Origin of the sequence: Streptomyces sp. 7N604 (assembly GCF_052245475.1) — a bacterium.
Lineage (GTDB): Bacteria > Actinomycetota > Actinomycetes > Streptomycetales > Streptomycetaceae > Streptomyces.
Window position 1 is genome coordinate 124261 of record NZ_JBQQBX010000016.1, and the last position, 12020, is coordinate 136280.

General features: G+C 72.9%; 6 protein-coding genes. 1 reads left to right on the plus strand and 5 read right to left on the minus strand.

Going from position 1 to position 12020, the window contains the following annotated elements:
- The first annotated feature begins 1 nt into the window (after window position 1).
- Window positions 2-808, plus strand: a complete 807-nt coding sequence (locus ACTWP8_RS19160; protein ID WP_443323354.1) for a DeoR/GlpR family DNA-binding transcription regulator — start codon at window positions 2-4, stop codon at window positions 806-808.
- A 158-nt stretch (window positions 809-966) separates the two neighbouring features.
- Here the strand turns inward: ACTWP8_RS19160 and ACTWP8_RS19165 are convergent, their stop codons facing one another.
- The 5 genes from ACTWP8_RS19165 to ACTWP8_RS19185 all read right to left on the minus strand — a co-directional run bounded on the left by ACTWP8_RS19165 (window position 967) and on the right by ACTWP8_RS19185 (window position 11838).
- Window positions 967-2136, minus strand: coding sequence for a S1 family peptidase (locus tag ACTWP8_RS19165; protein ID WP_443323355.1), 1170 nt, complete (start codon window positions 2134-2136; stop codon window positions 967-969).
- Window positions 2137-2371: 235 nt separating this feature from the next.
- Window positions 2372-4948, minus strand: a complete 2577-nt coding sequence (locus ACTWP8_RS19170; RefSeq protein WP_443323356.1) for an ATP-dependent Clp protease ATP-binding subunit — start codon at window positions 4946-4948, stop codon at window positions 2372-2374.
- 188 nt (window positions 4949-5136) lie between these two features.
- A complete protein-coding gene (locus tag ACTWP8_RS19175; protein ID WP_443323357.1) occupies window positions 5137-6615 on the minus strand; it encodes a glutamate-cysteine ligase family protein in 1479 nt (492 codons plus the stop codon).
- Between the two features lie 1041 nt (window positions 6616-7656).
- Window positions 7657-10929 carry an amidohydrolase family protein gene (locus ACTWP8_RS19180; RefSeq protein WP_443323358.1) on the minus strand — a complete coding sequence of 1091 codons (3273 nt, stop codon included), beginning with the start codon at window positions 10927-10929 and terminating at the stop codon, window positions 7657-7659.
- Window positions 10930-11013: 84 nt separating this feature from the next.
- Window positions 11014-11838 carry an LLM class F420-dependent oxidoreductase gene (locus tag ACTWP8_RS19185; protein ID WP_443323359.1) on the minus strand — a complete coding sequence of 275 codons (825 nt, stop codon included), beginning with the start codon at window positions 11836-11838 and terminating at the stop codon, window positions 11014-11016.
- Window positions 11839-12020: the final 182 nt, after the last annotated feature.

The window sequence follows — 12020 nt, forward strand, 5'->3', positions numbered from 1 at the left end:
GGTGACCAATCGGGAGCGCTCGTCCACACGGAACAGACGGCAGCGCCTGGTCGAGCTGTTGGGCGCCGGCGATGTCAGCGTGCACGCCCTGGCCGCCGAGTTCGGGGTGTCGCTGTCGACGATCCGCCGCGATCTGGCCGTACTCGCCGACCGCGGCCGGATCACGCGTACGTACGGCGGCGCGGTCGACCACCGCGGCGTCGAGCGGTCATGGCGTGACAAGGAAGGGGTGCGGCGGGCGGAGAAGAACGCCATCGCCGCGGACGCTGCCGCGATGGTCCGTAGCGGCGACGTGGTGCTGCTCGACGCCGGGACCACGGTCGCCCGCCTCGCGCACGAGCTCCGCGACCGCACCGACATCACCATCGTCACCAACGGGCTCTCCACCCTGCTCGAACTGGCCGACGCGGACGTGGACGTCGTCGTGCTCGGCGGCAGACTGCGGCGCCCGAACGAGTCGCTGCTGGGCACCAGGACCGAGCAGGCGCTCCGCCGCATCACCCCGGACCTCGCCTTCCTGGGGGTCGACGGCCTCGACCCGGTGCGCGGCATCAACTGCCCGGACCACGAGCAGGCCGCGCTGAAGGAGGCCATGGCCGAGTGCGCCCGCGCCACCTGGGTGCTGGCCGACCACTCCAAGCTGTCCGGGGCCGCGGGCTTCCCCTTCTGGGCCGCCATGCCGCCGGGCACGGGCCTGATCTCGGCGGGCGGCGACGACCGCCTGGCCGCGTTCGCCGACGCGCACTGGACGGTGCGCAGCGCGGGCACCGAGGACGGCGCTGCGGACGGTGCCGCGCACATGTCTTGACAGCCGGTCAGCGGGATGACCACCCCTGAAATGAGTGAAACGCGCAAGAAGTATGCGCGATTCGGTCATCAGCTAAGGAGGCAGGGCGTAGGCGGCGACTCCTCAAGGGCCGCCCGCCTGCCGCAGGATGAACGGCGGACGGGCGGCCGGGCCCGGTCTCAGGCGGTGTGCAGCCGCAGGCCGTAGACCGCGAGGATCTCGTTCACCGGCTGGTACCAGGTCTCCCCGCCGCTGCCGCAGTTGCCCCAGCCGCCGGACGTGACGCCCTGGGCCTGGTCACCGCTGATGAACGAGCCCCCCGAGTCGCCCGGCTCGGCGCACACGCTGGTCTTCGTCATCTGGTGGACGGCGCCCTGGCTGTAGTTCACCGTCTCGTTCTTCGCGAGCACCGTGCCGCAGTGCCAGTGCGTCGTGGATCCCGAGCGGCAGATGGAGGCGCCGACCGGGGCCTCGGCGGAGCCGCGGACCAGCTGGTCGGGGACGGTGCCCCAGCCCAGGACGACCGGTACGGTCCACCAGCCCTGGCCGACGTTGACCCACGCGTAGTCGTTGCCGGGGAAGGACGAGCCCTGGAAGTTCCCGATGCCCGAACCGTCCCATCCCCGCGCCGAAGCGCCCGGCTGCCCGCAGTGCCCGGCGGTGACGAAGCCGCCGTGCACCGAGAAGCCGATGGAGCAGCGCACGTTCCCGGTGTAGTACGGGTCGCCGCCGACGGTGCCCGCGGCGAAGGTCGACGGTGCCTTCCCGGCCGCCGCCCGGACCGTGACCGGGCCCTCCCGCTTCGCGTCCTCGACGAACGCCCGCACAGCGGCGTCGCGCTCCGCCCCTCTGACCACGTTGACCACCACGCTGCCCGCTCTGGCGTCCACGTGCCAGCTGCTCACTCCGCGCGGGGCGGCCTTCCGTTCCGCGCGTTCGTCGATCGCGGCCTGCACGGCGTCGAGTTCCCGCGCGCTGTGCGCGACGATCCGCGCGGCGGCGCCCATTGCCCGTACGGCGGCGGCCGCCTTCCCGTCGGTGACGCCGACGACGAGCCTGCCCGTCCCCGCGTCGAACCAGCTGCCGCCGAAGGCCTTGCCCGCGGCGCGTCTGGCCTTCGGCTCGAGGCGCATGGCGGCCGACTCCTGCCGCAGGCGTTCCTCGGCCTCGCTCCTGCTCAGGCCCAGGTCGTGGCGCAGGGCGCCGACCAGCTTCGCGGACGGCTCGGGTCCGGAGGGGCCGCGTACGGCGGCGGCGGAGGAGGAGGTGGGGCCGAGTCCGGCGCCTGCCCAGACGCCGAGAACGAGCAGCGCGGACAGGGCCGTACGAACAGCGATCGTGCGTCGCATGGCGGGTTCTCCTTCTGTTGCTCCATCGCGGTGGGGGCGGAACAGCGGAGAAATGAGAGCGCTCTCGTTCTCGTGCAGGATCCTAGAGGCCGTCTTGCGGTCATGTCCATACCAATCAAGCCATTGGCGGGGCATGCCGCAGCCCCCGGAGTCCGGGGGCTGCGAAGGGCTGAGAAGGGGCTGCGGAGGTTCTGCGGGGGAGTCGCGCGCGCAGCTGCGGGACCGCGCCGGCCGGTCAGCCCGCAGGCGCGGGAGCCTCCGCCCCCGCTTCACGGTCATTACGGAACGTCAGCTTCCCGTCCACCACATCCACCTCGACATGACTGTGCGGCTGCAGGCTGCCACCGAGCAGCATCCGCGAGAGCTGGTTGTCCACCTCGCGCTGGATCGTGCGGCGCAGCGGCCGGGCCCCGTACTCCGGCTGGTAGCCGCGGCGCGCGAGCCAGTCGACGGCCACCGGGGTGAAGTCGATGGCCACGTCCTGGGCCCGCAGGCGCCGCCGCGTCTCGTCCAACAGCATGTCGGTGATCCGCCGCAGCTGCTCGTCCGAGAGCTGACGGAAGATCACGATCTCGTCGATGCGGTTGAGGAACTCCGGCCGGAAGTGCTCGCGCAGCGGGCGCAGCACCCGCTCGCGGCGCGCCTCCTCGTCGGCCTCGGTGCCTCCCGTGCCGAAGCCCAGCGTCCCGCCGCGCCCGGTGATCGCCTCGGAGCCGAGATTGCTGGTCATCACGATGACGGTGTTGGTGAAGTCGACGGTGCGCCCCTGGGAGTCGGTGAGCCGCCCGTCGTCGAGCACCTGCAGCAGGACGTTGAAGACGTCCGGGTGCGCCTTCTCGATCTCGTCGAGCAGCAGCAGCGAGTACGGGTGCCTGCGCACTGCCTCGGTGAACTGCCCGGCCTCCTCGTGCCCGACATACCCCGGGGGAGCCCCGACGAGCCGGCTGACCGTGTGCCGCTCCTGGTACTCGCTCATGTCCAGCCGCACCATGCGCTCCTCGCTCCCGAACAGCGCCTCCGCCAGCGCACGGGCCAGCTCGGTCTTTCCGACGCCGGTGGGCCCGAGGAAGAGGAAGCTGCCGATCGGGCGGTCCGGGCTGGCCAGACCCGCCCGGGAGCGCAGCACCGCGTCGGCGACGGCGGTCACGGCCTCGTCCTGGCCGACGACCCGGTGGTGCAGGTGCTCCTCCAGGCCGAGCAGGCGCTCCTTCTCCTCCTTGGTCAGGCTGCTGACGGGGATGCCGGTCTGCCGCGAGACGATGTCCGCGACGTCCTCGACGGTCACCTCGGGGCTCCGGTCGCCGCCGGGCTGTTCCTTCCGGCTCCCCTCCTCGATCCGCTTCTCCAGCCCGGCGATACGGTCCCGCAGCTGGACGGCGCGCTCGTAGTCCTCGGCGGCCACCGCCTGCGCCTTGTCCCGGCCCAGCTGCTCCACCTCGCGCTCCAGCGTCCGTACGTCCGTGCCCCGGGTGGAGGAGCGCAGCCGGACCCGCGCCCCGGCCTGGTCCATCAGGTCGATCGCCTTGTCGGGCAGGAAGCGGTCGGTGAGGTAGCGGTCGGAGAGCTCGACGGCCGCCAGCAGCGCGTCGTCGGTGTACCGGACCTGGTGGTGCGCCTCGTACCGGTCGCGCAGCCCGCGCAGGATGTCGAGGGCGTCCGCGGGGCTGGGCTCCGGCACCAGCACGGGCTGGAAGCGGCGGGCGAGCGCGGCGTCCTTCTCGACATAGCGGCGGTACTCCTCGAGCGTGCTCGCCCCGATGACGTGCAGCTCACCGCGCGCAAGCGCCGGCTTGAGCATGTTGCTCGCGTCCATCGGGCCGCCCTCGGAGCCGCCTCCGCCGGCGCCCACGACCGTGTGCAGCTCGTCGATGAACACGACCAGCTCGTCGGAGTGGGCCCGGATCTCGTCGATGATGCCGTTCAGCCGCTCCTCGAAGTCGCCGCGGTAGCGCGTACCCGCGACGACCCCGGCCAGGTCGAGCCGTACGACGCGGCGGCCGAGCAGGATGTCCGGGACGTCGCTGTCGACGATCCGCTGGGCGAGGCCCTCCACGATGGCGGTCTTGCCGACCCCGGCCTCCCCGATGAGGACCGGATTGTTCTTGCCCCGGCGGGCCAGCACCTCGACGGTCTGCTCGATCTCCTGCTCGCGGCCGATCACGGGGTCGATACGGCCGTCGCGCGCCATCCCGGTCAGGTCGCGGCTGAACTTGTCGAGATTCGGCGTGCCGCTGCCGCCCGCCCCCGGCCGCTGCTCGGTGCCGCCCGGGGCCGTCGCGAGCCCGCCGGGCGCGCCGCCCGGGGCCCCCGCGCGGGGGTCGAAGTGGGCGGCGTTGAGGATCTGCCCGGCCGTGGAGTCGCGGTTGGCGGCCAGCGCCACCAGGACGTGCTCGGGACCGATGTACGAGGCGCCGGTGGACCGGGCGATCTCGTGGGCGTCGAGCAGGGCGCGCTTGACGGCGGGGGTGACCGCGATGGACCTGCGGGGCGGGCCCTCGCCCGCCTGGCGGTCGATCTCGGCGGCGATCGCGTCGGGGTCGGCCCCGGCCCGGGACACCATGGCGCGGGTCGGCTCCGCGCTGAGCGCCGCCCGCAGCAGGTGCTGGGTGTCGAGGTCGGTGCTGCCGTGCTCGGCGGCATACGAGGCCGCGGCCGACACCAGCTGCCGGGCCGGCTCGCTCATCAGGCGCCCGAAGTCGAGATACCTGGCCTCAGGGCGGCGGCCGGTCTGCCCGGTGCCGAGGAAGTGTGCGAGGAACTCTCCGAGCGGGTCCCGGCCGTACTCCTCAGGACCCGTGTACCCGCTGGTCATAGGCTTCCGTCCCGATGGCCCGGAGAGACCGGGCCACGCTGTTCGTTCGTGCGGTGCGGCTTCCGGGCGGGTTTCCCCGTCCGGCGCCGCGACACGTCACCGATGGGCGTACTTGGTCGAATTTCACGCGATCGGCGGCCGCCTTTCCGGGGTCGCCCTGCCTTCGGGCCCGTAGCCGTCGGCGGCCGTCAGTCGAGCGGCCAGGTGTGGGCGGGCGCGTTGAGGTGCATGTAGTCGATGTACTGGCTGGTCATGCGGCGCAGCGCCTCGTGCGGGTCGACATGGGCGGTGTCCTCGATCCGGTGGTACATCTCCGCCTGCCACAGGGCGCCGTTGCGCTGGGTGACGCACCGCTGCTCGATGATGCCGAGCATCGGCTCGCGCCACGCGGCGTCGATGCCGGAGCGTTCCAGGCCCGCGTGCGCCAGCGGCAGCAGCCGCCGGAGGACCAGCTCCGACACGGGCACCTCGCCCATCCCCGGCCAGTACAGGCGGGCGTCCATGCCGTGCAGCGCGGCTGCGTGCAGATTGTCCTCGGCAGCGGAGAAGGACATCCGCGACCACACCGGCCGCTCCTCCTCCGCCAGCGTCCGCAGCAGCCCGTAGTAGAAGGCCCCGTTGGCCGACGTATCGGCCATGGTGGGGCCCGCGGGCAGCACGCGGTTCTCGATACGCAGATGGGGCGTGCCCTCGACGACCGCGTAGACCGGGCGGTTCCAGCGGTAGATCGTGCCGTTGTGGAGGGTGAGTTCGGGCAGCTCCGGGACCTCGCCGCGCTCGAGCGCCTCCAGCGGGTCCTCCGGTTCGCACAGCGGCAGCAGGGCGGGGAAGTAGCGGACGTTCTCCTCGAAGAGGTCGAAGACCGAGGTGATCCACCGCTCGCCGAACCAGACCCGCGGGCGCACCCCCTGCGCCTTCAGCTCCACCCCGCGCGTGTCCGTGGCCTGCTCGAACAGAGGAATCCGGGTCTCACGCCACAACTCCTTACCGAACAGGAACGGCGAGTTGGCCGCGAGCGCGACCTGGACACCGGCGATGACCTGGGCGGCGTTCCAGTGGGCGGCGAACTGGTCCGGGCTGACCTGCAGGTGGAACTGGGTGCTGGTGCAGGCGGCCTCCGGAGTGATCGTGTCGGCGTAGGTGCGCAGCCGCTCGGCCCCGTCGATGGCGATGCGCAGGTCCTCGCCCCGCGCCTGGAAGATCTGCTCGTTGAGCAGCCGGTAGCGCGGGTTGTCGACCAGGGCTGCCTCGGTGACGTCGGTCTGCTGCAGGGTCGGCAGGATGCCGACCATGATCAGGTGGGCGCCGACGGAGGCGGCCCGCTCCTCGGCGTGGTTGAGCGCATCGCGTACGTCCTGCTCCCAGGCGCCGGGTCCGCCGGTGGTCAGCTCGCGCGGCGGGATGTTGATCTCGAGGTTGAAGCGCCCGAGCTCGCTGGACCAGGCGGGGTCGGCGATGGCCTCGAGCACTTCGGTGCTCTGCATCGACGGCTCGGCCGTGTCGTCGACGAGGTTGAGCTCGATCTCCAGGCCGACCTGGGGGCGCTCGGTCTCGAACCGCTCCTCGCGCAGCATCTGCGCGAAGGCGTCCAGGCACCGGTGCATCTTCTGCCGGTACTCGCGGCGATCTTCACGGGTGAACACCCGCGCGGGGACGTTGCGTCCCATCCGGTCCTCCCGAGGCCTGCTCGGCGGACACCCCTTCGCATGTCAGCGTCCCACGCCGGGACCCCGCCTGCCAGCGACCGTCGGCGCTGGTGCGTACGGTGAGATGCCGGGTGCGCAGGGTGAGAACGGTCGGCGGGTCGGCGGAGCCGCCCGGGGCGGGGGCGGCGGCACGGGCGGATGCGCGCTAGTCGTCGGCGGAGGGGTCGGCACTCCGGCCGTCGGGGGGACTCACCCAGCCGCAGAGCCCGCAGACATAACGGTTCTGCACGCCGTCTATCTGCGCTCCGCAGGCTGGGCAGGTCGTGGTCGAGTACATGTCGTTGCTCAACGCTGCGCTCCGCAATTCCCGCACAGCCAGCCGCCGTTCGGGCTCTGTTGCATCTGGCCGCCGCACTGCGGGCACTGGTTCCGGGTTTCTGCCGGATCGATTCTCACAGCGAACTCCCGTCGTTCGTTCCACCAGTGGAGACGTACGGGGGCGTTACAGGTTCCATCCGCCGCTCTCAATGTCAACCTTTGGCCTGAACCATGCTCTCCGTGGTTGAGCTCTGTCCAGCCGGGCTGCTGCCCGGTACCGCGCGACGCATGCGTGGCCGTTTGGTCTTTGTGCAATCGGTACCCGGCCGATATCCATGCCGCCCGGCCGCGCGGCACTGTCCACACGCGGTATGCCCGGCTTGCATCCGGTTCAGCCGCCCTCATCGCGCCACCTTTGCGGCGCGGCGCCCTCGAGCGCGAACGGCGGTTGCGGCTGGGCTCTTTGGGCTCGAAGCCATGAAATGTGACGTCATTCCTGCGATGTCGGAGCAGACGCGCGGGCGTCTCAGCGGTGTCCGCGTACGCCTGCATCCGTACGACCAGGCTGTCCGGTGACGTGCATCACATCGGGCAACCGGCCGCCCCGCCCAGCCGGTTCACGTCGGCGCGGGGCCGACCAGCAGGGCATGACGGACCGCCCTCGCCCGCACCTGGCCGAAGTGGAACACATCGCAGGGCAGGGCCCGGAGGCGCACGGTCGCGCCGCGGATCCACTGCTCCCGGTCAACTCTCCGCGTCGCAGCAGGCGTCCCGCCGCAGCTGCCGCCCGACCTCCAGCCAGTGGTCCGCCGACCGGTCCGCGTCCGTCCGGCCCGCCGCCCCGGCGTAGGCGCCGACCAGGTCCGCCTCCTCGTACGGCACCCCGCCGCGCAGCACCGACACGGTTTGGACGGTTGAGTCGAAGTCCGTGAACGGGTCGCCGTCCACGACCGTCAGATCGGCCAGCTTGCCGGGTTCCAGGGTGCCGAGGTCCCGCTCCGCGCCGAAGGCCCGCGCCGGGAGCGCGGTCGCCGTGCGCAGCGTCTGCGCCGCCGAGAGACCGGAGCGGTGCAGGGCACGGAGCCCCAGGTGCAGGGCCAGGCCCACGGGTGTGATGGGTGCGTCCGTGCCGAGTGCGACGAGTCCGCCGCCCGCGAGCACCCGCCGGTACACGCCGATCTCCGTACGGAGCGTGGCGAGTTGCGCCGCGGTCGGCGGCCGCCCGGCGAGCTGCCGGACGAGCGCGGCGTCCCAGGGCGGCATGAGGGAGGTGACCCGCGGATCCTCCGCCAGCCCGGGATCCGCCCCCACCAGGGGCAGGGCCGTGAATGGCGTGGCGACGAGCGTGAAGCCGGGAGTCGCGTAGAGCTCGGTCACATCCTGGTGGGCGCGACCGGTCGCCGACGTGGCGTGCCCGTACTCCAGGCGCTGCGTGGCCTGCAGATGCGTGGTCAGGTCCTGCCCGAGCTGTACGCCGGGTGAGCACAGATGACTGCCGGCGGGCACCCCGAGCCGCTCGTGCGCGAACCGCGCGGCCTCCTCCATCATCCAACCGGGCGCGCGCACGTACGTCTTGACGAAGTCCCAGTCGAGTGCGGCGGCGCGCTCCAGCGAGCGGCGCAGGCCCGCGCGCGTGCGGTGCGCTCTGCCCATGCTGTACGCGACGCGCGAGCCGTCCAGCAGCTCCCCGGTCGCCAGCAGCCGGGGCCCGGCCAGTGCCCCGGCCGCGGTCGCCTCGCGGATACGGGCCTGTTCATAGGCGAAGCCGCCGAAGGAGACGGCCGTCGTGATCCCGTACGCGAGCTGCGTCACCGTCTGCCGCCCGCCATAGGTGTACTGCCAGGGGTGGGTGTGCGCGTCCCACAGGCCGGGGATGACCGTGCGCCGGGAGGCGTCGACGCGGCGCGCGGCGCGGCGGCCCGCGCGGTGCGGCTCGACGGCGGCGATCCGCCCGCGCCGCACCACGAGGTCGACGTCCTCCCGCACGGTCTCGCCCGTGCCGTCCCAGAACTTCCCTGCGTGCACGACGGTCTCGTCGGGTGCCGGGCGCCGGTAACCGAGCGGGACGCGGACCGTACGGGCGCTGCCGGAGTGCACGTCGAGCAGCCGCAGCCGCCCCGCCGACAGATACATCAGGGAACCGGAGTCCGCGGACCAGGAGGGGTGGTCGGCGGGCTCGTCCGTCAGCCGTAGCGGCTCGCCGTCGGGCGTCCCGTCGGGGCGCACGGGCAGCAGCCACAGGGCGGATTCGGAGATCAGCGCCATGTGGCGGCCGTCCGGGGACCACACGGGCCCGGAGTCGTAGCGGTCGGAGAGGGAGTGGTGCGGCGCGATGGCGTGCAGCCGCGCCGCGCCGCTGCGCGCGTCGATCACCCGGATGAGGTTGTAGCCCTCGCGGAAGCGCTGGTCCAGGCGGTTGCGGTCGCAGAGCGCGATGAAGCGGCCGTCGGGCGACCAGGTCGGCCGGCCCGGGAGCCCGCCGGCGCCGAGCGGAGCGGCCAGCACCCGGTCCGTAGTGGCGGCGAGGTCGCGGAGGACGAGGTTCCCGGACATGTCCAGGCAGGCGAGCCGGGTGCCGTCGGGGGAGAGGGCGGGGTGGACGCGGCCGCCGGTGGCGAGCACGGTCTCCTCGCCGGAGGCGAGGTCGCGGCGGCGCACCGCGTACAGGCCGTCCCGGTCGTCCGCGTACACCAGCGCCCGCCCGTCGGCCGTCCACACCGGCCCGAGGACATACCGGGTGGGGTCCGCCCGGACGATCCTGCGGGGGCTGCGGCCGCCTGAAGTATCCGCCACCCACAGGGCGTTGAGGGCGGCGAAGGCCACCTGCCGCCCGTCGGGGGAGAGCGCGGGCAGGTGCACTCCGCGGACCGGCCGCACCGCACCGCCGCCGTCGAAGTCGTGGCGCTTGGCGCGGTAACGGGGCCGCTGGACCGGCAGCGTGGCGGTGAACGGGATCTCGCGGCTGTCGTCCGGGGCGTCGGGGCGCAGCAGCCGGTACTGGCCGCCGACCGTCAGCAGCAGCTCCTCGCGCGAGGTCCAGCGCGGCGGGACGGGCGCGACATCGCCACCGGCGGCGACCGGCCTCCCGTCCACGACGAGCGTGCAGGACGCCTCGGGTGCGGGCGTGGTCCGCAGGTAGGCCAGCCGCCCGCCGCCCGAGACCGCGGGCACCATCACCTGGAACGGGGCCGTTTCGCTGTGCTCCACCGAGACCGGGCCCGTGCCGTCGGCCTGTACTGACGCGATGGTGCGGGCATCGAGCGCGGTCCCGGCCACGCGTGCCCGTACGAACAACACCCGCCCGCCGTCCGGGGACCAGGTGGGATCGAAGTCCTCCCAGGGGCCGTCCTGTGACGGTCCGTCCTGTCCCGGCAGGCCGGTGAGCCGGGTCAGGCCGCCGGTCCGCAGGTCCAGGACCCAGATACGGTACGGGCTCCCCGCCACCGGATCGCCGCCGCGCTCCGAGGCGAAGGCGATCCGCGTGCCGTCGGGCGACCAGGCCGGGCCGCGGTCGTCCCACGGTCCTTCGGTGCGCTGCCGCAGCTCCGTACCGTCCGGGCGAAGCGTCCAGATATGGAACCCGCCGCCCCGGTACGCGCATACGGCGAGCAGCTTCCCGTCGGGGGAGAAGACGGGACGGGTGGGCTCGAGATCGGGCGGGGTGAGCGGGAGGGCGTTGCCGCCCTGCCCCGGGATCGACCACAGGACGTCCTGCACCTCGGCGATCAGGCGGTCACCGCTGGGGGAGAGCGTGCCGGAGCCGTTGGTGGCGGCGGTGAAAGTGAGGGTGGCGGGGGTGGTTCGGGCGGCGGCCGCCTCCATGGCGGGACCGGCCACCGTGCCCGCGGCGGCCGCGGTGCCGACGGCAGCGGTGCCCGCCGCCGCCTGGAGGAACCGCCGGCGCGAGAGCGACGCGCCGTCGGTCGGGTCTGTGGTCGCCAACGGGCCTCCTGGAGCACGGGAGTTGTGCGGGACGGACGATGCGGACGGTGCGGGCGTGGCCCTTGATCGTCGCATCCCGTACCTGCCCGCGGTCAACACCGCCTCGCGCGCCCCCGCTTCCGCACCCCACTGGCCCCTGACATGAATCCGCCCGGCGGCTCAGCGGAACCGCGCGGCGATCCCGGCCAGCCGGTCGAGGTGCTCCAGCGTCTCGCGCTCCGGCAGCGTCGGCAGGTAGAGCAGCACCCGCTCGACGTCGAGCCCGGTGTACCCCTCGACGACCTCGGGGTTGCCCGGCACTCCGTACACCGTGACGGGAACCTCCCGGCCCGCCGTGGCGCGCACCTGCTCGATCTGCGGGCCGAGCGCGTCCGCCCGCACGTTGTTGGCCAGCCAGGCGTCCCCGAACTCCGCTACCCGGGGGAACGCCCGCTCTCCGCCGCCCACGTAGACGGGTGGGTGCGGGTGCTGCACCGGCTTGGGCCAGCAGTACACGGGATCGAAGTCCACGAACTCCCCGTGGAACTCGGCCTCGTCCTTGGTCCACAGCTCCCGGATCGCCCCGAGACGCTCGTTGACCAGCCGGCCCCGGGTGGCCGGATCGGTGCCGTGGTTCTCCATCTCCTCGCGATTCCAGCCCACGCCGACGCCGAAGATCGCGCGACCGTCCGATACGAGGTCGAGGGAGGCCACCTCCTTCGCCGTGATGACCGGGTCCCGCTGTGCCACCAGGGCGACGCCGGTCCCGAGCAGCAGCCGCTCGGTGGCCGCGGCGGCGGAGGCCAGCGCGACGAAGGGGTCGAGGGTGCGGTAATACCTCTCCGGCAGCTCACCGCCGCGGGGGTAGGGTGAGCGGCGCTCGACCGGGATGTGGGTGTGCTCGGCGATGAGCAGCGCGTCGAATGCGCGCTCCTCCAGCGCCCGCCCGAGCGCTGCGGGACGGATGCCCTGATCGGTGAGGAAGGTCGAGATCCCGATCTTCACGGCGGCTCCTCCTGGAGGACGGGGTACGGCTACGGGGTGACGGACCTGCGGCTCTCCGCCTCGCCTGTGTACCCGCCTCCGGCGATCTCGCAACGACGATCACACGCAGGAACCCACCGTTCCCAGAGACTCACCGTTCTCAGGCCTCACCGTCCTCAGGACCTACCGTTCCCAGGTACTCA

What these genes read in the sequence shown, in the direction of transcription:
- ACTWP8_RS19170 (WP_443323356.1), bottom strand. Translation starts at nt 4,948, where the DNA reads ATGACCAGCGGGTACACGGGTCCTGAGGAGTACGGCCGGGACCCGCTC.
- ACTWP8_RS19165 (WP_443323355.1), bottom strand. Translation starts at nt 2,136, where the DNA reads ATGCGACGCACGATCGCTGTTCGTACGGCCCTGTCCGCGCTGCTCGTT.
- ACTWP8_RS19180 (WP_443323358.1), bottom strand. Translation starts at nt 10,929, where the DNA reads ATGCGACGATCAAGGGCCACGCCCGCACCGTCCGCATCGTCCGTCCCG.
- ACTWP8_RS19175 (WP_443323357.1), bottom strand. Translation starts at nt 6,615, where the DNA reads ATGGGACGCAACGTCCCCGCGCGGGTGTTCACCCGTGAAGATCGCCGC.